General features: G+C 64.1%; 18 protein-coding genes. 6 read left to right on the top strand and 12 right to left on the bottom strand.

Annotated elements, in window-relative coordinates; translation table 11 throughout:
- Both WKW82_RS27500 and WKW82_RS27495 read right to left on the bottom strand, forming a co-directional pair.
- Positions 1-978: a tripartite tricarboxylate transporter substrate binding protein gene (locus WKW82_RS27500; RefSeq protein WP_340345751.1), complete on the bottom strand. Its 978-nt coding sequence runs from the start codon at positions 976-978 to the stop codon at positions 1-3.
- A gap of 31 nt (positions 979-1,009) precedes the next feature.
- A complete protein-coding gene (locus tag WKW82_RS27495; RefSeq protein WP_340345750.1) occupies positions 1,010-1,879 on the bottom strand; it encodes an HpcH/HpaI aldolase/citrate lyase family protein in 870 nt (289 codons plus the stop codon).
- A gap of 75 nt (positions 1,880-1,954) precedes the next feature.
- On the opposite strand from WKW82_RS27495, the gene WKW82_RS27490 reads away from it, so the two are divergent.
- The gene (locus tag WKW82_RS27490) at positions 1,955-2,827 is read left to right on the top strand and encodes a LysR substrate-binding domain-containing protein (protein WP_340345749.1); all 873 of its coding nucleotides are present in this window, start codon (positions 1,955-1,957) and stop codon (positions 2,825-2,827) included.
- An 83-nt stretch (positions 2,828-2,910) separates the two neighbouring features.
- Here WKW82_RS27490 and ggt read toward each other — a convergent pair whose 3' ends face one another.
- The 4 genes from ggt to WKW82_RS27470 form a co-directional block, all read right to left on the bottom strand.
- Positions 2,911-4,530, bottom strand: coding sequence for a gamma-glutamyltransferase (ggt, locus tag WKW82_RS27485; protein WP_340345931.1), 1,620 nt, complete (start codon positions 4,528-4,530; stop codon positions 2,911-2,913).
- 320 nt (positions 4,531-4,850) lie between these two features.
- Positions 4,851-5,930 (bottom strand): asparaginase, encoded by a 1,080-nt coding sequence (locus tag WKW82_RS27480; RefSeq protein ID WP_340345747.1) that lies wholly within the window; start codon positions 5,928-5,930, stop codon positions 4,851-4,853.
- A gap of 228 nt (positions 5,931-6,158) precedes the next feature.
- Positions 6,159-6,950, bottom strand: a complete 792-nt coding sequence (locus WKW82_RS27475; protein WP_340345745.1) for a DUF3750 domain-containing protein — start codon at positions 6,948-6,950, stop codon at positions 6,159-6,161.
- A 43-nt stretch (positions 6,951-6,993) separates the two neighbouring features.
- On the bottom strand, positions 6,994-8,070 hold the full coding sequence (locus tag WKW82_RS27470; RefSeq protein WP_340345743.1) for an aromatic ring-hydroxylating dioxygenase subunit alpha: 1,077 nt from the start codon (positions 8,068-8,070) through the stop codon (positions 6,994-6,996).
- Between the two features lie 299 nt (positions 8,071-8,369).
- On the opposite strand from WKW82_RS27470, the gene WKW82_RS27465 reads away from it, so the two are divergent.
- Positions 8,370-9,398, top strand: a complete 1,029-nt coding sequence (locus WKW82_RS27465) for an ABC transporter substrate-binding protein (protein WP_340345741.1) — start codon at positions 8,370-8,372, stop codon at positions 9,396-9,398.
- Entirely contained in the window at positions 9,395-9,898 is a 504-nt protein-coding gene (locus WKW82_RS27460; RefSeq protein ID WP_340345739.1) for a nucleoside deaminase, read from the top strand. Before WKW82_RS27465 ends, WKW82_RS27460 begins: the two co-directional genes overlap by 4 nt.
- Positions 9,899-10,199: 301 nt before the next feature.
- On the opposite strand, the gene WKW82_RS27455 is transcribed toward WKW82_RS27460, so the two are convergent.
- From WKW82_RS27455 to hsdR, 4 genes are all read right to left on the bottom strand, one after another.
- Positions 10,200-12,095: a GmrSD restriction endonuclease domain-containing protein gene (locus WKW82_RS27455; RefSeq protein WP_340345737.1), complete on the bottom strand. Its 1,896-nt coding sequence runs from the start codon at positions 12,093-12,095 to the stop codon at positions 10,200-10,202.
- A 12-nt stretch (positions 12,096-12,107) separates the two neighbouring features.
- On the bottom strand, positions 12,108-13,823 hold the full coding sequence (locus WKW82_RS27450; protein ID WP_340345736.1) for a restriction endonuclease subunit S: 1,716 nt from the start codon (positions 13,821-13,823) through the stop codon (positions 12,108-12,110).
- Positions 13,824-13,835: 12 nt separating this feature from the next.
- Positions 13,836-15,317, bottom strand: a complete 1,482-nt coding sequence (locus WKW82_RS27445; RefSeq protein WP_340345734.1) for a type I restriction-modification system subunit M — start codon at positions 15,315-15,317, stop codon at positions 13,836-13,838.
- A gap of 88 nt (positions 15,318-15,405) precedes the next feature.
- A complete protein-coding gene (hsdR, locus tag WKW82_RS27440; protein WP_340345733.1) occupies positions 15,406-17,862 on the bottom strand; it encodes an EcoAI/FtnUII family type I restriction enzme subunit R in 2,457 nt (818 codons plus the stop codon).
- 425 nt (positions 17,863-18,287) lie between these two features.
- Here hsdR and WKW82_RS40680 point away from each other — a divergent pair, with 425 nt between their 5' ends.
- Positions 18,288-18,746: a nuclear transport factor 2 family protein gene (locus WKW82_RS40680; protein ID WP_422823600.1), complete on the top strand. Its 459-nt coding sequence runs from the start codon at positions 18,288-18,290 to the stop codon at positions 18,744-18,746.
- Here WKW82_RS40680 and WKW82_RS27435 read toward each other — a convergent pair.
- Together WKW82_RS27435 and WKW82_RS27430 are read right to left on the bottom strand one after the other, a co-directional pair.
- Positions 18,643-20,109, bottom strand: coding sequence for a patatin-like phospholipase family protein (locus WKW82_RS27435; protein WP_340345732.1), 1,467 nt, complete (start codon positions 20,107-20,109; stop codon positions 18,643-18,645). The genes WKW82_RS40680 and WKW82_RS27435 overlap by 104 nt on opposite strands.
- A gap of 283 nt (positions 20,110-20,392) precedes the next feature.
- Positions 20,393-21,277, bottom strand: a complete 885-nt coding sequence (locus WKW82_RS27430; protein ID WP_340345731.1) for a LysR family transcriptional regulator — start codon at positions 21,275-21,277, stop codon at positions 20,393-20,395.
- Positions 21,278-21,377: 100 nt separating this feature from the next.
- Between WKW82_RS27430 and WKW82_RS27425 the strand changes: the two genes are divergently transcribed.
- Together WKW82_RS27425 and WKW82_RS27420 are read left to right on the top strand one after the other, a co-directional pair.
- Complete coding sequence (locus WKW82_RS27425; protein WP_340345730.1) at positions 21,378-22,739, top strand: FAD-dependent oxidoreductase; 1,362 nt, start codon at positions 21,378-21,380, stop codon at positions 22,737-22,739.
- A 36-nt stretch (positions 22,740-22,775) separates the two neighbouring features.
- On the top strand, positions 22,776-23,759 hold the full coding sequence (locus WKW82_RS27420) for a Bug family tripartite tricarboxylate transporter substrate binding protein (RefSeq protein ID WP_340345728.1): 984 nt from the start codon (positions 22,776-22,778) through the stop codon (positions 23,757-23,759).
- Positions 23,760-23,861: the final 102 nt, after the last annotated feature.

The following is a 23,861-nucleotide window of genomic DNA, read 5'->3' as shown; positions in this document are numbered from 1 at the left end:
TCAGTCTGCGGTGATGTTCTGCTGGGTGGCCAGCTTCTTCCATCGCTCCACGTCGTCCGCGATCACCTTGCCGAACTGGGCGGGCGACATCGGCGTGGCGATGGCGCCTTCCTTCAGGAAATTGGCGGCCAATGCGGGCTTTGCCAGCGCCTTGTTCACTGCGGTGTTGAGCCTGGCGACGATCTCCGGCGGCGTGGCGGCGGGCGCCAGCAGGCCCCACCAGAGTTCGAATTCGTAGCCCGGCACGGCCGTGGCCATTGGCGTGAGATCGGGAGCGACCGGGCTCGGCTTCAGGCTCGTGATGCCGACCGCACGCAGCTTGCCGCTTCGCACCATCGGCAACAACGACGGGCCGCTGGAGATGAGCAGTTGCGTCTGATTGCCCACGAGGTCCGTCACGGCCGGGCCCATGCCCTTGTACGGGATGTGCGTGATCTCCAGCTTGCCGACCTGCGCCTTGAGCAGTTCCGTGCCGAACTGGTTCACGCTGCCGGAGCCGGAGGACGCGTAGTTGTACTGGCCCGGCTTCGCCTTGATGGCCGCGATCAGTTCGGCGGGCGTCTTTGCCGGAAACTCGTTGTTCACCGCGACGATGAACGGCCCCTTGGCGAACATCGCCACCGGCGCGAAGCTCTTGTTCGGGTCATACGGCAGCTTCGCCTGCACGGCTGCATTCGTTGTCATGCTGGACGACACCGCGACCAGCGTGTAGCCATCCGGCGTGGACTTGGCGACCTGGCCGGTGCCGGTGTTCCCGCTGGCGCCCGGGCGGTTGTCGATGATCACAGGCTGCTTCAGCTCTTCTCCCAGTTCCTTGGCGACCTGGCGGGCAAAGGTATCGTTCGACCCGCCGGCGGGGTAGGGCACGACGATCGTGATGGGCTTGCTCGGATAGGCGCCTTGCGCAAGGGCCAGCGTCGGAACGAGGCAGCACGCCAGCGCAAGCTTGCGAAGGGGCGACGGAATGATTTTGGGCATGGTTGTCTCTCGGGGGATTGGAAAAGGGGAATCAGTCGGCCAGCAGGCCAAGGCTGCGCGCGCTGGCGACGATGGCGTGGGCGCGGCGAACGAAGGGGATGTCGATCATCTTTCCCTCCACCACGTAGGCGCCGACACCCTTGGCGTCGGCGTCGCGGGTGGCCTCGATCACCTTGACGGCATGTGCGATCTCGTCGTCGGTGGGGCGGAACACCTCGTTGGCAATGGCGACCTGGCTGGGATGGATGCAGGTCTTGCCGAGGAAGCCCAGGCGCCGCGAAAGCATCGCCTCGGCCCGGAAGCCCTCGGCGTCGCGGATGTCGGCGAACGCGCTGTCGTAGGCATAGACGCCCGCCTCACCTGCCGCGACTCGCGTGGCGAACATGGCCTGCTGGATCGCGGCCGGTTCGCGGCGGGCGATGCCCAGCGGCTCGAACAGGTCGCCCAGACCCAGTTGCAGGCCCACGACCCGTGCGTCGGCCAGGGCCAGCGCGGCGGCGTTGCGTAGGGCCACGGGCGTTTCGATGTTGAGCAGCAAGCCCACCGGCTTGGCGACACCGTTGGCCATTTCGGCGCGCCGGATGGCCGCAACGGCGGTGCGCACTTGCGCGGCGCTTTCGGGCTTGGGCAGGTTGATGAGGTGCACACCGGGCTGCACGACCGCCAGTACGTCCTGCTCGAAATGCGGCGTGTCCATCGCGTTGATGCGAACGATCAAGGTCTTGCCGGTGTCGCGGCCGCTGCCGCCCTGCAACAGCTCGCGCACCGTGTGGCGCGCTTCGTCCTTGCGCGGCTCGGACACCGCGTCTTCCAGGTCGAGGCAGATGCCATCGGCGGCGCTGTCCAGCGCCTTGGAGAACAACTCGGGGCGGGTTCCCGGTACAAAGAGTTTGCTTTTCATGAACGCAGTGTCTGCGGCTCACGAAGAAAGAAAAACACATGCCTTGTTTGATCAGATGATAGAAAATCTATCGTCATGGAAACGGCCTACCTTCAGAGCTTTCTTCTTGTGGTGGAGAGCGGGTCCATGTCGGAAGCGGCCCGCCGGCTCGACCTCACGCCTGCGGCGATCGCCCAGCAGATCCGCACCCTCGAGCGCGAGCTCAACGTCCCCCTGCTGGCGCGCGCCGGCCGCACGGTGCAACCGACAGAACAAGGTCACCAGCTCGTGCAGAGAGCGCGCAGCGTGCTGCGCGAGGTGAGCGACATCAAGGCGCTGCTGGACAGTGACGCGGCCGGCGGCGAACTGCTCATCGGCACCATCAACACCGCGTTGCACAGCGTGCTCCCGGACATCCTGGCGCACTTCGTCAAGGCCTACCCTGGCGTGAAGGTATTCCTGCAATCGGGCACCACCGCGACGCTGCACAAGGCCGTGCAGCAGGGCGAACTGGATGCCGCGGTGTGCCTGCATCCCAGCTTCGTGCTGCCCAAGACTTTCGATTGGTCGCTGCTGCGGGAAGAGCCGTTGGTGCTGCTGGCCCCCAGCCGGCTCGCGCGGCGCGATCCGCACGAACTCTTGCGCACCTCGCCCCTGATCCGGTATGACCGCAACCTGGGCGGCGGCAAGCAGGCCGATCGCTACCTGCGCGCCGCAGGCATCGTGCCGCAGGAGCGCTTCGAGCTGAGCTCGCTGCTGGCCATTGCCATGATGGTGGACCGTGGGCTCGGCGTGTCGCTCGTGCCGGACATCGCGTCACTGCTGCTGGCCGGGCAGCGTATTGCGAAGATCGCGTTGCCGCTTCATTCCGAGGCCCGCCGCTTCGGAATCCTGTGGCTGCGATCCTCGCCGAGGCTGCGGCTGATTCAGGGACTGGTGGCCAGCGCGAGGACGGTGACGCCGGCGTGAGTTCTCAAGCGGGCGGTTGAGCCCGATGGCGTCAAGACCCGGCCGTGCGACTTGGCGCCACCGCGTTCACGCATTGGCGTGAATCAGTACCCGGCCGCCAGCCCCGTATTCCGCCGCGGATCGTTGGCCCCATAGAACCGGTTGTTCGCCACCGGCTTCCCCCCCAGCGACGGCGCACCCACGATGATTGCCGCAAGATGGTTGGCCGGTTGCGGCGCGCCGAGGTTGTGCCCCATGTCGACCAGCAGCTTGCGCGTGTCGGGGCTCAACGCATACGTCTCGACGTTGGTCACGTCGGGCAGCCACTGCTGGTGGAAGCGGGGCGCGTCGACCGCCTCCTGCACGTTCATGCCGTAGTCGATGGCGTTGATCATCGTCAGCATCACGGCCGTGATGATGCGGCTGCCGCCCGGCGTGCCGACCACCATGACGGGTTTGCCGTCCTTGGTGACGATGGTGGGGCTCATCGAGCTCAGCGGGCGCTTGCCGGGTGCGATGGCATTGGCCTCGCCCTGCACCAGCCCGTAGAGGTTGGGCACGCCCACCTTGGAGGTGAAGTCGTCCATCTCGTCGTTCAGCAGCACGCCGGTCTTGGCGGCCGTGATCTTGGCGCCGAACCAGTCGTTCAGCGTGTAGGTCACGGACACCGCGTTGCCCCACTTGTCGGCGATCGAGTAGTGCGTGGTGTTGCTGCCTTCATGCGGCGGAACGCCCGGCTTGATGTCCTTGGAGACGCCGGCCTTCTTCGGATCGATGACGGCGCGGATCTTCTCGGCATAGCCCTTGTCGAGCAGGCGGTCCAACGGGTTCTTGACGAAGTCCGGGTCGCCCAGGTAGCTGTTGCGGTCCACGTAGGCGTGCCGCATGGCTTCGATCTGGTAATGCACACCCTGGGCGGAGCCATAGCCCAGGTCCTTGAGCGGATAGCCTTCGAGGATGTTGAGCATCTCGCAGATGATCACGCCGCCCGAACTGGGCGGGGGTGCCGACACCACGTGGTAGCCGCGGTAGTCGCACTCGATGGGTGCCATCTCGCGGGTCTTGTACTGGTCGAGGTCGGCCTGCGTGATCAGGCCCTTGCCGGCCTTGCTGGATGCCACGATCGCGTCGCCGACCCAGCCCTTGTAGAAGCCGTCCGTGCCCTTGGTGCTGATCGCGCGCAAGGTCTTCGCGAGGTCTTTCTGCACCAGCTTCTGGCCGGCCGTGAAGGCCTCGCCCTTGTTCAGGAAGATGGCGCCTGACGCGGCGTCTTCCTTGAAATCGGCCGTCGCGGTATTGAGCAGGTCGATGTCGCCCTGTTCCAGCACGAAGCCCTTCTCGGCCAGCCGGACCGAGGGAGCGATCAACTCTGCGCGCTTCATGGTGCCGTACTTCTCGCGCGCGTACTCCATGCCGGAGACGCTGCCCGGTACGCCGACCGCCAGGTGGCCTTTCGTGCTCAGGCCCTTGATGACGTTGCCGTCCTTGTCGAGGTACATGTCGGCCGTGGCGGCCAACGGTGCCTTCTCGCGGAAATCGAGGAAGGTCTTGCGGCCGTCGGCCAGCTGCACGGTCATGAAGCCGCCGCCGCCCAGGTTGCCGGCGGCCGGGTACACCACCGCCAGTGCATAGCCGACGGCAACCGCCGCATCGACGGCATTGCCGCCGCGCTTGAGCACGTCGACGCCGACCTTGGTGGCCAGGTGCTGCGCACTCACGACCATGCCGTTCTGAGCGGCAACGGGGGCTTGGGATGCCGCCTGTGCGCCGATGCCGGAGAGCAGGGCGGCGCTCAGCAGGAGCGACAGCCGGAAGGTCTGGAATTTCATGGATTTGTCCCTGTCTTGTGGTGTGAAAAAGCGGCGGCTTGCATCGATCGCTGCAACCCTTGCCTCAGTGTAGTCACGCATGCTTGGCGCGGCACGTTGCACTCGCAACAGGATGGAACGCGACGGCCGGGAGCAGGTTCTCGGGGCGCCCGCGGCTTGTTGCGAAACCGCGCATCACCTGCGGTCGAGCTCCCCGATGGACGCCCCCTGCAGGCCTAGTACTCCCAGAAGATCCGCTGCAGTTCCTTCGTGTCGCTGGTCTTCGTCAGTGCCACCATGGCCAGGATGCGTGCCTTCTGGGGCCGCAGGTCGTGCGACACCACCCAGTCGTACTTGTCGTCCGGCTGTTCGGCATTGCGGATCACGAAGCCGTCCGGCACGCGAGAACTGCGGATCACGACGATGCCATCGGCACGCACCTTCTGCAGGCTCGGCACGATCCGGTCCGCCACCGAACCATTGCCCGGGCCGCCATGCACCAGCGCCTTGATGCCGCTCTTGCCGAGTGCATCGATGGCCGTGGACGCGACGCCTTCATAGCCCATGGCAATCTCCACGGGTGGCAGCGCGGTGATCGTGTCGATGTCGAATTCCGAGTTCATCGTGTGGCGCTTGACCGGTGCACGGAACCAGTAGTTCCGGCCCTCGACCACCATGCCGAGCGGGCCCCACTGGCTCGTGAAGGCACTCGGCTTGATGTTGACGTTCTTGCTGACATCGCGGCCGCTCTCGATGCTGTCGTTCATCGTCAGCAGCACGCCCTTGCCCATCGCGTCCTTGCTGCCGGCCACGCTCACCGCGTCATAGAGGTTCAGCGCACCGTCCGCCGACAGCGCCGTGCCAGGCCGCATCGACGCGACCATCACGATCGGCTTGTTGGTGTGCACCGTCAGCGTGAGGAAATAGGCCGTTTCCTCCACCGTGTCGGTGCCGTGGGTGATGACGATGCCGTCCACGTCGGGCTGCTTGGCGAGTGCCGACACGCGCTTGGCCAGCGTCAGCAGGTTGTCGTTGGTCAGGCTCTCGGATGCGACCTGGAACACCTGTTCGCCGCGAACGTTGGCGACCTTCGAGAGTTCCGGCAAGCCGGCAATCAGTTTCTCCACGCCGACCTTGGCGGCCGCATAGGTCGCGCTGTTGACGGCCGACGCGCCGGCGCCGGCGATGGTGCCGCCGGTGGCCAGGATCACCACATTGGAAAGCGCCGGTGGGGCCAGTTGGGCTTGCGCAATGGCCGCGGAGGCCAGCAGCGCGGCGCCCGCGGCGAACGCACGAAATCGGGACGAAATGTACATGGACAGCTCCTGTGTCGGGTCGGGGTTTGGGGAAGCCGAGAGTAGATACAGGAACCGTGCCGCCGAAAAGGGGCCTGCGATGCCAAGCCGGCATGCAGCCATGCCGCAAGGAAGCGATTGCCATGCGCCGCGACCTCGCTCACGGACCCGTCGCCAGATGGTGGCATTCGCGGTTGGGCCTGGTCAGGCGGCAGTGCATGGGCAGGCAGGAATCCAGTGCCGCGAACATCAAGGCAGCCGACCGAAACCGGGCACCCGCAGGGCCAGATCGTCGACATCGACGCCGAAGCCAAGACCGAGCAGGTTGAGTTCCAGGCCCTCGTCGCGTGCCAACGTCACGCCGGCCAGGCCGAGCACTGACAGCTGCCAGCCGGTGCCGCTGGGTGCGTGATCGAAGAAGGTGGTTGCACCGAGATAGTCCTTGCCGATAGCGGTGGTCGGCAGGTCCAGTCGCAGACCGGGCACCTGGCGGGCCACCCACGCCACGAAGGTGTTGCTGTTGGGGCCCGGCCAGAGCCGGTAGGACGTGCGCCAGGGGTAGGCCGCCACTGCCGATTCGATCTGGTCGATCAAGGCTTCTGCCCGGGCCCCGCGGTGGTCGGCCAGCAATTGCGGATAGGCGCCGAACCAGAGCATGTCCGGGGCGTTCGACTCGCTGATGACCAGGGCATCGCCGCCGAAACGGGCCCGCCACCCTACGATCTGGTAGGTGGTGTAGCGGTCGGCGCCGGCGCGTTTGACCGCGATCCAGGGATGAATGCCGAAGGCGCCGCGCCATCGCACGGTGCGGGCGCCATAGACCTGTACCACCGCACCGCGCTCGACCAACGGGTCGGGCGCCTGGCCGGTGCTCTCGCGGCTCGTCATGTGCCAGGGCGTGTCCAGGTCCAGGTTGCCGAAGGCCAGCACGCCGATCGGGCCGAGCATCAGCAGCGTGAGCAGGCACATGAACCTGATGGGCCAGCGCGCCCAGCGCGGCGCGCGTCGGCGCACCGAAGTCAAGGATGGGGCATCGGGCATGGGGCCAGTATGCCCGCGGGAGCAGGGCGCCGGACCCGCGCGCTCAGGCAGCTTGCGCGAGCGGGATGACCTTCATCCCGCGATGCACCTCGGCCTCGCCGTGCTTCGCAAGCAGCTGCATCAGGTGCTTGCGAATCAGCATGCCCGGCTTGTCGGACTCCATCGAGTATTCGACGCCGCGCCGCCGGGTGTCGACCAGCGCGTCGGGGTCGGTCGATTCGAGGATGTCCTTGTCTTCGCGCGTGATCTCGTCGTCGAAGTCGATCAGCATCTGTGCGGCGCAATCGGCCTCGCTGTCGTTGCGGAACAGCCATTGGCACAGCTGCATGCGCCCGTCGTCGATCGGCGTGAAGCAGTTGATGATGATGTGGCGGATGCCCGAGGGGTATTCGATGTCGAGCCGGCGCGCGAAGGGCAGGAAGTAGGCATTGCGCATGTGGCGCGTGGTGATGGGATCGGTCACGCCGCTGATCGCATGGAACTTGGCCGGGTTGGCCGCCTCGATCACCGTCTCGGCATGAAAGCCGCCTTCGTTCTCGACCAGGTTGTAGCGGCTCGGCTTCGGGCTGGCGGCAACGCCGAAGGTGGCGCGGTGCACGAAGCTGAAGTGGGAGTTGTCGAAGGAATTCTCCAGCGCGCGCATCGGGCTCGTGTTCCAGGTTTCGTAGAACTGGAAGATCGTGCGGTAAACCGGGTCGTCGAACTCCGGCACGGCCGGGATGTCGGCGATCGGGTCTTCCAGCGCGACCCACGCGTAGCCGTAGCGCGCCGTGCAGTGGTAGGCCGTGGTCTTGTAGTCGGGCGAGATCCTGCGGTCGGGCTCGTACTGCGGAATGCGGATCACCTGGCCGCTGCGGTCGTAAGTCCAGCCGTGGTAGCCGCACTGGATGGCGCCGCTGCCGCAGGCCTTGCCGTCGGTGTCGACGCACCAGCCCTTGGAAAGCTTCGCGGTGCGGTGGCAGCAGCGGTCGCGCAGCGCAGCGGGCTGGCCGTCGGCGTCGAGGAAGAGAACGATGTCTTCGCCGAGCAGGCGGAAGGGCTTCGGGCCATTCGCCAGTTCGGTGAGCGGCATCACGGCGTGCCAGAACTTGCGAAAGACGGGTTGTTGGGTGACGAGCATGCGTGACTCCTTTGGGTTGCGTGTGGGGGACGAACTTCAAAGAGCAATTTCCGACCATGCGCGCGGGGCAACAAGGCTGAACGCTTCTACTCTGCGCAATCTGTGATGCAAATTGCGGGCCCGATTGTGCCACCAGGCTGGCATGCGTCGTGCATGACATGAGGCAAGAGTAGAAGCGTTCAGCAGCGCACGCACCACCGATGTGCGCCGCCCGGAAATTGCTCTTGAAGCACCCTCGTGCCTGTTCGACGGACGGCAGGGGGATTTCAAGACCGACAGAAATTCCGAGGCCCCACGCCATGCAACGCCGTTCCTTCCTCGCCGCCAGCGCCGCCGCTGCCGCCACCCTTTCGCTGCCCTCCGCCTTCGCACAAGGCGGCAAGCTCACGCCGCTCAAGTTCACGCTCGACTTCCGCATCAACGGACAGACCTCGCCCTTCTTCCTCGCGCAGGCCAAGGGCTATTACATGGAGGAAGGCCTGGACGTGACGATCGACACGGGCGCCGGTTCGGTCGCGTCGATCACGCGCATCGCGAGCGGCGTCTACCAGTTGGGCTTGGGCGACATCAGTTCGCTCGTCGAGTTCAATGCACAGAACCCAGGCACGCCGGTGGTGCAGGCGGTGTACCAGTACTACAACCGCGCACCGTTCGTGATCATCGGCCGCAAGGACCGCGGCGTGACCGGCGACTTCAAGAGCCTCGCGGGCAAGAAGGTCGCGGCGGCTGCCGTCGAATCGACACGCCGCGCCTGGCCGATGGTCGCGCGCAAGCAAGGCATGAAGCCCGACGCCTTCGCATGGCAGACCACCGACTTCAGTGCACGCGACAACGTGATGGTACGCGGCGACGTCGATGCCGCCACCTACTTCCACGACTCGGCGATTTCGCTGTTCTCGCGCATGAAGCCGGAAGAGCTCTCGGTGCTCAAGTATTCCGATGCCGGCGTCAACCTGTATGGCAATGCCATCCTGGCGAGCAGCAACCTCATCGCGCAGAACCCGAAGGTGGTCGCGGCCTTCCTCCGCGCGACCAATCGCGCGATCGTCGAGACCTTTGCCAACCCGGGCCCGTCGATTGCCGCGATGCGCCAGCGTGAGCCCATCCTCGACGAGAAGATCGAGACGGAGCGCTGGCTCGTCACGGCGCAGTACGTCGGTGCTGCCGACACCCGCTCGCACGGCCTGGGCGACATCCGGAAGCTCACGCTCGAGCAGCAGGTCGACGAAGTGGCCGAGGTCTACGGCCTGAAGACCAAGCCGTCGGCCGATGCGCTCTTCAATACGACGATGCTGCCGCCGCGCAGCGAACGGATGGTCAAGGCATGAACCTTCTTGCTGAAACCGAACTCGACGAGCGCGACGGCCGGTACCTGCGCAAGGCGATCGGCTGGTCGCATGCGGCACGCCGCCGGGGCAACCGGCCCTTCGGTTCCATCATCGTGTCGGCCGGCAACGAGGTGCTGGCCGAAGCGTGGAACAGCAACGCCGAAATCGCCGACTGCACCGCCCATGCCGAGATGAACGCCATCCGGGCGCTGGCCCGACGCGGCCTCACGCGCGAGCAACTCGCCGGCGCGACGATCTACGCGTCGGGCGAGCCTTGCGTGATGTGCGCGGGCGCCATCTTCTGGTCGGCCATCGGACGCGTGGTGTTCGGCATCGACGCGGAGCGACTGCGCGCGTACCGCGGCGAGCGCAGCGACCAGCGCGATGCCGAACTCTCGTGCCGCGACGTGTTCCGTGCCTCGCCGCACGCGATCGAATGCATCGGCCCGGCGTTGATCGACGAAGCCAGCGCGGCTCACGGAGGGGCCTGGAAAGCCTGACGCGCACGTGGTCGTGCCCGTGGCGGATCGCGGGTTCGACAGCGATGCTGAAGGCAACGGCACAAGCCCTCACGGATCGCCAACGGCAACAACAAGATTCTGATTGGACACGCTCAAGCGGAGGGAATTGGTCGGTAGGCTCGATGGCGCCAGCGGCGGCTCGGCGCTACACAGCAGATCGCCGCCGTGAGGCGATGCAGCGATTGCTGTCTTTCAAAAAGCGCCATCGTCCGACTCAGATCGGCAACAAGCAGACGTTCGGGGGCAAGATTCCGAACGACATGTCCTTCAACTACGAGACCTATGCTTCGGCCGCTTGGGCAGCGGCAAAGGCCTCTTCGGCCGCTGCGTCGCTTTCACTGGAGGCTTCGGCATGCGGCAACGGCGCCTTGCCCATGGCCTGCTCGATCAATGCCAATAGATTCGCCTTGCGGGCCGCATAGAACCCTTCAAAGTCATCTGCGCGCATGAACTGCGCTGGCACCTGGTGCGTTTGCAGCAACGCATCCATTGCATTCGCGTCTAACGCCACCAGTTTTTCTGCCTGCAGCTTGGCGAGGTAAGCAGACGGTGCGGCGCCACCGATCTTGCGGTTGGCTTTGTAGGAAATGGGGGTCTTGTTGACGATACTGTTGAAGACGGCAGGCTTGATGCCCTGCTTCTTGCACCAGTCTTCCGGGAAGATGTGGTGGATGTCCATGCTCATCATGTCGTCGTTGTCGAGCTTGTCCACCGTGGACTTGAAGTACCAGTCTTGCGCGCCCTGGCGCAGCACCAACACGTTCACACCCTTGTAGGCCGCGCTGTTGCGGGTGTAGAGCCGGTCCAGACGCTGCGCATCGAAACTCGCGTCCGACACCGTGGCAGGCAACGGCCCGCCGTTCTCCACCCATTCCAGCACTTCCTCCACATCTTTGGCGATACGCGTTTCCACCGCGCCGCCGTAAAGCTCGCCCAGCACGCCGCACCAAAACCAGAGCGAGAGCTTGTCGAACACCACAGGGGTCAGCCAAGCCTTGTCGTCCAGCTCCGCAAGGATCGCTGCCAACGGCACCATCTGTGTCTGGTAGGGCAACTCGCGCAGCCGCATGATGGACTGTTTGCGCAAGAAGCTGGGCACCTGAAGATACCCCAGCTCGACCTTGCCGGCCCATGCCTGGTAGGCCGTGCGGCTCAACGCCAACATCGTTTTGCGTTTGGCACTGACGGGAGGTAGCTGCTGCTTTTCCTCATCGGGCACGACTCCAGCGTTGGCCTTAGTGAGCTCGGCCAGCCGCTCGCGGCGCTTGGCGCGCGTCTCCAGCAAAGTGATGCTCTGGATGAAATCGCTTGCCTCCACGTTGCGCAGCAGGTCGGCCGCATGCAAGCGCGTGCGCCGGCCTTGCACGTTGCGTTCCACACTGCCAAGCCAGTCATCCCGCAGGTTGAACTTCTCTGCGGCGAAGGTAGCGGTGATCAGTTCAAACACATTCAATGCCACGCCGCCTGTGTTGACCTTTTCAAAGACCGTGCACACCGCCTCCTTCGAGGTGTCTTTGAGCAGTTGGATCACCGGCACCTTGTAGCCCGTGAACCGGGCAATCACCGCCTGCTGAAACTCAAGGAACTGCTGAATCCTGGTGGGGTTGACCTTGCTCAGGTCCACCATCCAGGCCATGGCGTCGAACATGGCATTGCACGGAAAGTGCATCGCCAGACACTCACGCTCCCGGGTGCTCAGATCCAGCGTCACGTCGCGGTGGAACTGGCCGTACTGCTGGCGGCGCTCGTCCACCGCCACGATGGCGTCCAGCAAATCGGCGTCGGGTTGCAGCGCCTTTTCAATGTCCCAGTAGTAGAAGAGCTTCATCTGCTTGCCGCGCCCGTTGTGCGTTTGCACCGGCGTCTTGAGCTGCAGCACTTGGGTCAGTGTCGTCAGGCGCTGCTGACCGTCCAGGATCAACCACTTGGCATCCTCGGCCTTGGGACGCGGCTCCACGCCCTCCACACCACGCTGCTCAAACGTCACCGCGCCACCCGTCTCCAGCATCATCACGGCGCCCACGGGGAAGGACTGCGCCACGCTCACCAGCAACTCGCGGATGCGCATGTCTTCCCACACCCAGCCGCGCTGGAAGTCGGGCAACTGGATCTTGCCTGCCTGGATATCGACCAGCAGGTCTTTCATGTCCTTGGGGTTGGTTTCAAAGCTCGACACGGTGGGGCTCTTTCACAAGGCGTTGGAAGACTCCACCAGGGCTTGGGCCAGGTGGGATTGGGTGGCTTGCGCAGCCTTCAGGCGCTGGCGCAGGTCGGCGCACAGGCGGCGCAAGGCGGTGACGCAGGTGACGATGCGGGATTGTTCGACGAAAGGCGGGAGTGGAACCGGCAAAGCCAGTACCACCTCACGGGACACGTTTTTCATTGAGCTACTGGTGCCGGACGCGCGCATAGCGTAGTGCTCCCGCGCGTGGCTTGCGTTATTCACCATATTGAGGAAGACCCTATTCATCTGACTGGACACATCCAACCGAATGACTTTGTCACTCAACATCAGCCTGGGCTCCGCGGTCGTGACCACCACTGAGCGAGCCACCAATTCCGCCGTGTTTGCCCGCGAAAGCAGGAAATCTCCATCCCTTACTTCGTACTCAGGCTTGGGGGCAAGGTCCAAAGGTAATTCCTTATTTGCGGTTGCATCGAACTCACCCCACGACACAGCGCTGACTTTCAGCACGCCCCAGTGGCCAGGGCGACGTGGAGAACCAATGCAAGTTGGGCTCCAACCGGCTTCACTGCCGTTCACCACTGTGCCCATCCGCGTCCACTCCCATCCCACCGGCAGCTCAAAGGGCTTCTCTTCATCCGTGACGGGTGGCAGAGGTTTGTCACGTTTGATCTTCCCCTCCGCGATGAGGCGGTCTTTTTCGGTGCGGATGCGGGCCAGCAGGGCGCTGGCAGGCTCGTCGGCAGGGTCTTGGTGCACGAGCAATCCGCGCACGGCCAGTTGCAGCAGGGTTTGCTCCAGGGCGTCGACGGCTTCGGGGCGGTCGAGCAGAAGGTCGAAGTGCTGGGCCACGCGCTGCCAGTTGTCGGCCAGTTCCTCGGGCGTGACGCTGGCGGTGAGCGTGCCCAGCAGGGTGCTGACCAGTTGGGCGTGTTGCGCGGCTTCCAGTCGACCCTTGGCCTCCAGCGCATCGCACAGACGCATGAGTTCTTCGACGCGGGTGACGATGCGGGATTGCTCGGCGAGGGGTGGAAGTGGAAGCAATAGATTGCGCAGTACAGACAACGGCACTGTTTTTTGTGCAATGCCCGTAGCGCCTCTTTCTGCTTGGTCAAAGGCCAATTTCGTTTGCAAAGCCGTGGCTAGATAACTCTGAAGCTCGATGACCGCCGGACGAAACAAGGCGATGTGTCGTTGAAAACAGAACCGCTGTTGCTGAACCACTGGTATTGGAATACCAAAGCTGCCAACGGTGGTGTACAGAACATCACCCAGACAAGGCTTTTTGCCCCAATCAAGCCCTTCAAAATAGCTCTCTGGGACAAAACGAGATGCTCCCTCCAATGCTACGAATCCAGTTCTTACATCGCCAATGACAAGGAAAGGCACGCCCATATCTGCCTTAGGTGGAGGCTGATGATCGCCATCGGTAATCAAAGCGCAAACGTCAAGCGCCCGCACCCACTCCCACCCCACCGGCAATCCAAACGGCTTTTCCTCGTCCGAAATCTCGACCAACGACTTGTCCTGCTTGATCTTGCCTTCGGCGATCAGTCGGTCTTTCTCCGTTCGAATCTCTTGCAGCAGCACGCTGGTAGGCTCATCCACCGGGTCTTGCGGCACCAGCTTGCCTTGCACAGCCAAGGTCAAAATGGTTTCGCGCAGGTGCGCTACACCGCCCGGGGCGGTGGCCAGTAAATCCAAATTCGATAGCAGCATGCGCCCTATCCCTCAAGCGCCCGCGGCCGATTTGGCTGATAAAGACTGCGCGAGGATGCCTCTGAGCTCGTCGCGCAGCGCCTGGGCCTCGGCCTGCAGGCGGGCGTAGTCGGCCAGCAGCACCTCGGGGTCGTGGCTGGTCTGCTCGCCCACGTGCGGGTTCTTCTGGTCGAGGTTCCAGTTGGCGGCGCGGATGGTGTCGATGCCGACCTTCCAGGCGCGTTCGTTCTCCACACGGGCGGCAAAGCCATCGGCCTCGGTGCCCCACCAAGCCTTCTCGGCATCGAACTCGTCGATGCGGATGGGCTTGGTCTTGTTGTAGTTCTTGACGCCCGGCGGATACGGGTGCTCGTAGTACCAGACATGCTGTGTGGGCTGGCCCTTGGTGAAGAACAGCAGGTTGGTCTTGATGCCGGTGTAGGGCGCGAACACGCCGTTGGGCAGGCGAACGATGGTGTGCAGATTGCACTCGGTCAGCAACTGCTCCTTGATGCGGCTCTTCACGCCTTCGCCAAACAGGGTGCCGTCGGGCAGCACCACGGCGGCGCGGCCATTCACCTTGAGGATGTGCTTGATGAGCACAAGGAACAGGTCGGCGGTTTCCTTGGTGCGCACGTCAGCGGGGTAGCCCTGCTCGATGCCCGGCTCTTCGATGCCGCCGAAAGGCGGGTTGGTGAGCACAACGTCCACGCGGTCGGCCTGGGTGTAGTCGCGCAGCGGGCGCGCCAGGGTGTTGTCGTGGCGGATGTGGCTGGGCACCTCGATGCCGTGCAGCAGCAGGTTGGTGACGCAGAGCATGTGGGGCATCTGCTTTTTCTCGACGCCGCGAATGCTGTTCTGCAGCGTCGCTTCCTGCTCGGCGTTGTGCACCTGCTTGCGCAGGTGCTCGATGGCGCAGACCAGGAAGCCGCCGGTGCCGGTGGCGGGGTCGAGCACCACCTCGCCCAGCTGCGGGTTGACCATGTCGACCATGAACTGGGTGACGGCGCGCGGGGTGTAGAACTCGCCCGCGTTGCCGGCGCTTTGCAGGTCCTTGAGAATTTTTTCGTAGAGGTCGTTGAACTGGTGGCGCTCGGCTTGGCGATTGAAATCGATGCCGTTGAGCTTGTTGACCACCTGGCGCAGCAGGTGGCCGCTTTTCATGTAGTTGTAGGCGTCCTCAAACACGCCGCGCACAACATAGCCGCGCGGGTTGCGCACGGGGTCGACGCTCAGCGCTTTGAGCGTGGAGAAGAGTTCGTTGTCCACAAAGTCGAGCAAGGCCTCGCCGGTCATGCCCTCGGGGTCCGCGGCCCAGTTGCGCCAGCGCAGGTCTTCGGGAATCGGGCTGTGGTAGCTGTCGCGCGTGAGTTCCAGCTCTTCTTCCAAGGCGTCGAAGACCTTGAGGAACAGCAGCCAGGTGAGCTGGCTGATGCGCTGGGCATCGCCGTCGACGCCGCTGTCCTGGCGCATGATGTCCTGGATGGATTTGATGACGGGGGTGAGGTTGGACATGGAATGCGGGCTCAAAAAGAAACATGTCGTGGCGCGGCAAGGCGCGGCGCACACGGCGATCAGGAACACTAGTATCAGACAGCCACAGTTACGTAGAGGGCTGCATAGCGTAGAGCTCGCGCGCCAGGTTCTGTAGGGCGCTCAGATATTGGGGACGACCACCAAAGCTGCGCACCAGTTCTGTCGGAGTGCCCAGTTCAGTGAAGGGCTGAAGCTTGAAGACATCGTTGCTCTCGACGGTGGTGATGCCTTCGTCGGCGTACTTGTCGAGCAAGGCATCCATCACCTTGCGCGCCACGGGTCCGTACTGGGTGAACACGTTGCGCTTCTGCACACGCCGGGCGCGCTCGCGGCGGGTGAGCCTGGGTTGGTCATAAGCGACATGCAGCAGCAGATCAAAGGGGTCCAGGTCCTTGCCGACCTCGTCGGCCAGGGCCTCCAGCAATACACCCTGCCCTTCCAGTTCTTGCAGCATGGCCGCCTTGCGGTCGGCCTGATCCCACGCCTGAAGGAACTGGTCCAACGAGTCGTATCGTTTGCGCAGGTTGATGCGGGTGTAGTCGCGCAGGCTTTCGGTGATCAGCTTGCCGTTGGCATCAAGGTACTGCACCCGCTCACGCGCCACGACCACGGTGACATTGCTGCCCAGCACGTACTTCTTCGGGCCATCCGATGGCGTGCCGGCAAAGGGCCCCAAAGGTTTGAGAGCATCCATCCCGGCGAGCGGGTCGCCCGCACCGGCGGGGGCGTCGCCAGGTGCAGGCTCGGGCGGGGCCACAGGTGCGTCGGCGCCCGGCTCATACACCTGCACGGGCTCACCGTCGAAATCCTTGTCAGCAAACAGTTCGGTGGCGCGCTTGAAGTCGAGGATCGTGAACCAGGTCTTGCCCAGGTCTTCGCGCAGCCGCGTGCCGCGGCCGATGATCTGCTTGAACAGGGTCATCGACTTGATGCCCTGGTCGAGCACGATGAGCTTGCAGGTCTGCGCATCCACGCCCGTGCTCATGAGCTTGGAGGTGGTTGCGATCACCGGGTACGGCTTCTCCGGGTCGATGAAGTTGTCCAGTTCCAGCTTGCCCTCCTGGTTGTCGCCTGTGATCTGAACCACGTACCTGGGCTGGGTGGCGCAAATGTCGGCGTTGGCATTGGCCAGTGCCTGACGCATGCGTGCGGCGTGGTCGATGTCTTCGCAAAAGACGATGGTCTTGGCGTAACGGTCAGTGCCCTTGAGGTACTCGGTGATCTTGGCAGCCACCGTCACATCGCGCTGCTCCAGCACCAGCTTGCGGTTCATGTCGGCGCCGGTGTAGATGCGGTCTTCGATAGCGTGACCGTGCTTGTCGGTCATGCCCGCGGTAGGGCGCCAGCCGAAGGTGTCCTTGTCCAGGTCCACCCGGATCACCTTGTACGGCGCCAGGTAGCCGTCCTCGATGCCCTGCTTCAGGCTGTAGGTGTAGACAGGTTCGCCGAAGTAGTCGGTGTTGGAAACGTCCTTGGTTTCCTTGGGTGTCGCGGTCAGGCCGATCTGCGTGGCCCCCTTGAAGTAGGTCAGGATGTCGCGCCAGGCGGAGTCTTCTGAAGCACTGCCACGGTGGCACTCGTCCACCACGATGAGGTCGAAGAAGTCGGGGCTGAACTGCTTGTAGATGTTGCGCTGCTCTTCGGTTCCCGTGACGGCCTGATAAAGCGAGAGGTAGATCTCGTAGCTCTTGTCTACCCGTTTGGTCGTCTTGTTCACCGCCAGGTCCACATCCTCGATCGACAGCTGGCCCTGCGCATCGACTCGCTCGACGCCCTTGGCATTCGGACTCAGTTTGGCCATCGCGCCCTTGAAGGGCCGGAAGTCATTGACCATGGTCTGGTCGATGAGGATGTTGCGGTCGGCAAGGAAGAGGATTCGCTTCTTGGCGCCGCTCTTCCACAAGCGCCAGATGATCTGGAACGCTGTGTAGGTCTTGCCGGTGCCTGTAGCCATGACGAGCAGCACGCGATCCTGGCCGGCTGCGATGGCTTCTACCGCGCGATTTACCGCATTGAGCTGGTAGTAGCGCGGGCTCTTGTGAGGTGCGTAGTCGAATCCCACCACGCGGCTTTCATCGGCAGACCAGCCCTTCCAGGAGCAGTAGCGGCTCCACAGCTCCTGCGGCGACGGAAACTCGTCCAGGGTGAGGTTTTGCTCCAGCACACCCGAGGCCAGCGTGGCGTCACGGAATACGAAGCCATCGCCATTGCTGGTGAAGCTGAACGGCACATTCAACAGATCGGCGTAGTTCAGAGCCTGCGCCATGCCTGCGCCCACGGCCTGCTTGTTGTCTTTGGCCTCGACCACCGCCAAAGGAATGTTGGCTTTGTAGAACAAGGCGAAGTCGGCCTTGAGTACGGAACCCTGGTCGCGGTACGACTGTTTTCCCCGTACCACGACGCGCCCTGCGCGCAATGGGTACTCACGAAAGATCTGGTCCATGCCATTCCAGCCCGCCTTCACCATGGCCGGGCGGATGAACTTGTCGCAGATATCGCTTTCGGAGAGTGCCTTTTTGTCCATTGATCAATGGCCCCGTTCCACGCGAGCAGACGCATGATTTGTTGTCACTGGATGCTACATACTTTGCAGCGGGTTCTCGCAGCATGGAGGGAGCTGATTCATAGATTTCAACGTGAGTGACAGCGAATGTTGGCGCTTTTGTCGCTCACGCCAGCGAGGCGAACGGCAGCAGGGGGCCCAAGAGAGTCAGCGAAGCCGCTGCAATGAATGGCTGCAACCAGTCTTGACGCGACGGTGCCCGCTCCGGCCAATTCGGAACAAGTCAGCGGCAACTGCATTGGGAGGCCGCCAGGCCCTCGCTTCACGCTCGCTGCGCTCGAGGTTCGCAGCGCCAAGGGAAAGAGCCTGAGCGGTCCGCCGCGCTATGCGGCATCGGTGCGTCGTTGCGGTCGCCGCCGCGCTGACTTGGCCACGCTTGACAGGGTATGCATGCCCGCGGCGGTGCCTGCTCTCCCGATCTCCCGGAAGAGCCGGCGCTGGGAGCAGATCGGACGCTTTCTTCAAGGAACGGGTCATTGAAGCAGGAACTCGTCCAGTCCTACGCGTGGAGCGACATGGTGGTGCTGGCGACGATTGAGCGGGCACACATAGCGGTCGGCGGTCTGCCAGCGCAGGTGTGGTCGCCGCGCGTCACCCTGGTCTATCGCCGCGAGGGCAGCGGATGGCGCCTGGCGCACCGGCATGCCGATCCGCTCGGCAACGGCATCAGCCTCCAGCAAGCAGCCGCGCTCGCCCAGGATCCTGAAGGTTGCGCCGCGCGGGCGGCCTGGGGCTTCCGGTTCAAGGCGTGCGCAGAGCGCCGGCCCTCGCGGCGGGCGGGTCGGCGACGACCGTCGCACCCACATCCTTCAGCAGCCGCTGGAATTCCGGCGACGCCAGGATGATGTTGCCCGCGGCGGCGCGCAGTCGATCGACGGCCTCGTCCGGCAGCACGAAGGAGGTCGGCTGTGCGTTGAGGTAGGCGCGCTCGGGCCCGTCGGGGAGGGCGGCGAAGGAAACATCAATGGCGAAGATCTTCGCGTCGGGCACGCGCACCTCCTTGCAGATCGGGGTGTCCTTGCGGTCGGCACAGCCTGCAAGCGACCGCACGCGCTGCGCCGATTGCCACCGTGCCGAGATGTCCTTCAGCAGTTCGACGGCTTCGTAGGAGTAATGATCGATCGGCACGCCGGTGGCTTTCAGCAGGATGGGCACCGTGCCGGGCGGGCTTTCCGACGCATCCCAGTTGGTGGGCGGCGAGGACTGCGAGTTGACGACCAGCACGATGATCCTGCGCACGTTGTCGAGGCGGCTGGGCACGCCCTCGGCGTTCAGGGATTCCATCAGGTTGATCGCATCGAGCACCCCTCGCATGCCCAGGTTGTCCGACACGCCACCGTCCACCAGATGGATGTACGGACGCCGCTTGCCATCCAGGTAAGGCTCCCTGTCCTTCAGCTCGCGGATGGTGCGCGCCGCCGGCCGCGGCGGGTCGGCCTGCGAGGTGAAGCGCAGTACCCACTGCGGAATCTTGTAGTCGCAGGTTCCACCGTAGTTGTTGATCGTGACGGGCGACAGCACGGCGGGCACCGCGGACGAGGCCGCGGCCGCGCGCGACAGGCGCACGGCGTTGAGGTCCGAGCACATCGCGTTGAAGAGGTTCTGCCCGAAGGTCACGCGGCTGCCGGTCGAGATGTCGGTCGCCGACACCCCGATCAAGGGGCCATTGCCACGGTCGAGATCGCCGAAGGTCGCGCCGTTGAAGAGGATCTCGTCATACAGGTCGGCGGCCAGCTCGGACCGCCCCCAGGCCAGCGAGGAGAGATGGCCCCAGTTGGCCGGCTTGAAGGCGCGGGAAATGATCTCGCCTTGTACGTCGCGCTTGAGGAAGCGCTGCTCGTAGTCGGCGAAGAGCTTGTCGCCGTAGAGGCCATACGCCAGCGCGGTGAAGCTGCCCCCCGACACGCCCGTGACCACGTCGACCGCGTCGATCAGGCGTTCCCTGTTGCCCTTCGGCCCGACGACCTCGGTGCGCCGCAGGAACTCCAGCACGCCGTAGGAGAAGGCAGCCGCGCGCGTGCCACCGCCGGAGAACGCGAGGACGACCAGGTTCTCCTGGTCCTTGTTGCGTTGCAGGCGCGATTGAAAGGTATAGCCTGCGTCCGGGTCGACATGCGTGATGGGCGGGTTGGCCGGGCGGGTGGCACAACCGCCGAGCGCCACCACCAGGGCAAAGAGCAACACGGAGAAGGCGCAGGGCGGATTCATGGCGGTGCGTAGGCGTTGAAGTGGGGAATCTCCCTGCGAGGCGGTCACCGGATAAGGGCAAGAGGGTAAGGCGCATTGCCATACGGGGCAAGGCGCGTCGATGGCGGCGACAGCGCCTCAGGTCGATTCGCCTGGAGGGCGCCTCTGTGGACGATCCGCAAACGATGGGCGTTGAGTTGAGTGTCCCGCCGTTCCCTTGATAGCCGACAGTCAACCCATGAGCGTTCCAACAACCACTGCCTGCTGGGCCATCAACTTCAACTGCAGGTGAAGAGCGGAAGCGCTACTCCAGGAACAGATCCGAAATGACCCCTCTCAGCCATCTGTTCGCGGGGTCCTGCTGGTAGCGTTCATGCCAGTGCTGCTTGATGGAAAACACGGGTAGCTCGAACGGCGGCAGCAACTGTTTCACGTCGGCAATCCGCACCAACGTCTCGGCCACGCGCCGCGGTACCGTCACCATCAGGTCCGTGCTCGCCAGCAGGCCGCCCATGCCGAGATAGTTGGGCAGCCGGAGGGCAATATTGCGCTGAACCCCAAGGCGCTCCAGGGCCTCCTCCACCAGGTTTTGTCCGGTGCCAGCGGCGGTGACCAGTACGTGGTTCTCCCGCTTGAACATGGCTGCCGTGAGCCGTGAACGGACACGCGGATGGTCGCGACGCACCACGCAGGAAAAGTCCTGCTCGAACAATTTCTGTTGGTAGAACCCAGCTTCCAACTGCGGCATGAAGCCGACGGCCAGGTCGGCCTCGCCGGACTCCAGCATCCTGGGCGTCTGCCCGGAGATGTGTGTGATCTCCACGTTGATCCCCGGCGCGATGACGCGCAGGCGGTTGATGAGTGCAGGCAGCAGGACAAGGTGGGTGATGTCGGTCATGCAGATGCGAAACATCCGCTGCGCCTTCACCGGATCGAAGACCGCCTGTTGCCTCGTGATGCCGCGCAGCAGTTCGATCGCCTGTCGAACCGGCGCCACCAGCGAAGTCGCGTGTGGCGTGGGTTGCATGCCGTCCGAGGTGCGAACGAACAGCGGATCACCGAAGTGCCGCCGCAGCCTTGCCAGCGAGATGCTGATGGATGACTGCGCCAAACCCAGGTTCTCACCCGCCCGCGAGACGCTGCGTGTCTTGTAGACCTCGTCGAACACGGCCAGGAGCTTGAGGTCCATTATTTCGATTTACGTTTTTGGGTATCAGGCGAATGGCATTGTCGAAATAGTGGGGCAAAACCAGAATTCAGGCAACCCAGAACCAACCGAGACATGTCCCATGCCAAACCCCACGCCAGCCACCTTGAACGAGCCCAGCCGCGACACCCCCGTCTGGGGTGAATACGACGTTGTCGTGCTGGGCGGAGGCCCGGCCGGCATCGCAGCCGCCACTGCCGCTGCCCGCGCCGGCCAATCCACCTTGCTGATCGAGAGCTACGGCTTCCTGGGCGGCATGGGCACGGCCGCCGGTGTGACGAACTTCTGCGGTTTGCATGCCAATGTGCACGGCACGATCAAGCAGGTGGTGCACGGGGTTGCGGACGACCTGCTGGCCCGCATCAGCGCATTGGGCGGCCTGAACGAACCGCATGTGATCTTCGGCGACAGGATCGCGGCGCAGGCCTACGACAACGCGGCCTTCAAGGTCGCCGCCGATGACCTTGTGCTGGAGAGCGGGGCGCAACTGCTGTTCCACGCGAACCTGGTCGGCGTCCTGATGAACGGGCCGACGCAAATCCGTGCTGCGCTGATCGAAACCAAGTCGGGTCGCTACGCTGTTCTTGCCAGGACCTTCATCGATTGCTCGGGTGATGGCGACCTCGCGGCGTTCGCTGGTGCACCCTTCGAGAAGGGCACCAGCGGGCACGACATGATGTACCCCTCCACCATGTTCCGCGTCAACGGCGTGGATGCCGCGGTGGCGGGCGATGCGTACAACAAGTTCGGCGGCCTGATGGATGAGGCTGAGAAACTGGGCCGCAAGTTCCCGCGCAAGACGCCCATCATCCGGCCGCAGAAGAACCCCGCAGAGTGGCGTGCCAACGTCACCCAGCTGGCGAACGCCGATGGCTCGCCAGTGGACGGCACGAACGCCGCGCAACTGAGCGACGCCGAGGTGCAGGGTCGCCGCCAGATCGTGGACTTCTTCCAGTTCCTGCGCGAGTCGGCGCCGGGCTTCGAGAATTCGTACATCCTGGAGATCGCACCGCAGGTCGGCGTGCGGGAAACCCGTCGCGTCGTGGGCGACTACCAGTTGACCGAGGAAGACGTGCTCGAGTGCGCCAGCTTCGACGACAGCATCGGCGTCAACGGCTGGATGATCGAAGAGCACGTCGCCGGGAACATCGCCTTCAAGTGGCAGGACATCCCCAACAGCAGGGGCTTCAACCACCTGCCGTATCGCATGTTGCTGCCCCGCGAGGTCGACAACCTCCTGGTTGCGGGTCGCTGTGCATCCATGACCCACATGGGCCAGTCGGCCGCGCGCGTGTCGGGCGGCTGCTTCGTGATGGGCCAGGCTGCTGGCACGGCCGCCGCAATGGCGGTCAGGGCCAAGGTCCGTCCCCGCGACCTTCCGATCAAGGACTTGCAAGACCAACTGGAAGCGGCCGGCGCCTACCTCGGGCGCGACACGGACTGACCCCGAAACCACTCATCAAATCATCTGGAGACAACCATGAAAAGACGCAGCCTGCACCTTGTGGCGATGGCCGCCGCATTGACCGCGATGGTGCCGTTGGCCCATGCGCAATCCAACAGCGCTGGCGCTGCCTGGCCCACGAAGACGGTGCGAATCCTGGTCGGCTTCCCCGGCGGCTCATCGCCTGACATCGTGGCGAGGAGCCTGGCGGAACCCTTGTCGAAGGTGCTCGGTCAAGCCGTGATCGTGGAGAACAAGGCGGGTGCTTCCGGCAACATCTCTGCGGATCAGGTGGCCAAGGCGACGGACGATCACACGCTCGGGATCGTCATCAACGGCAACCTGACTTCGGCCAGGATGCTGTATCCGAAGCTGCCATATGACCCCGCCAAGGACTTCAGCCCTATCTCGCTGCTGGCAACGGCGCCGCTGGTGCTGGTGGCGCCCGCGAAGTCACCGGAGGGGGCCGCCTTCTTTGCCGCCGCGGCACAGAACGGCGACAAGTGGAACTACGGCTCGGTCGGCAACGGTTCCGTCGGGCACCTGGGCATGGAAGTGCTCAAGACGAAGATGAAGGGCCTGGTGCCCATGCATGTCCCGTTCAAGGGGAACCCTGAAGTCGTCACGGGCCTCCTGGGCGGCGAGATCCAGATGGCGCTGGTACCGCCCGGAATCGCCATGCCGCAAGTCAAGGCGGGCAAGCTCAAGGCGATCGGACTGACCAGTGGACGAAGCGCAGTCGTGCCTGAAGTGCCATCGTTGGCCGATTCCGGTGTGCGCGATTTCAACCTCGAGGTGTGGACCGCGCTCATCGGTCCCGCGAAGCTCTCGAAGGCGGCGCAAGATCGCTTGAACGCCGAGGTTCCGAAAATCATGCGCAGCGAGGAGACACGCCAGAAGCTCCTGACGCAGGGCTGGCAAGCGCTCGGCACGTCGCCGGACGGGTTGAAGAACCGCATCAAGGATGAGGCCGCGATCATGAGCGACATCATCACCACTCGCGGGATCAAGCTGGAGTAGGGGGCGGGCTCGGTCAGGAATTTCGACTGTGCTGGGCTGCGAAGGGCAGTGAGCAGGGGGCGACCCACAGGCTGCCGGCCGCGTCATTCAGGAGACAGCGTG

The organism is Variovorax rhizosphaerae (assembly GCF_037889975.1).
Taxonomy (GTDB): domain Bacteria; phylum Pseudomonadota; class Gammaproteobacteria; order Burkholderiales; family Burkholderiaceae_C; genus Variovorax; species Variovorax rhizosphaerae.
This window is presented reverse-complemented; position numbering and strand designations above follow the sequence as displayed.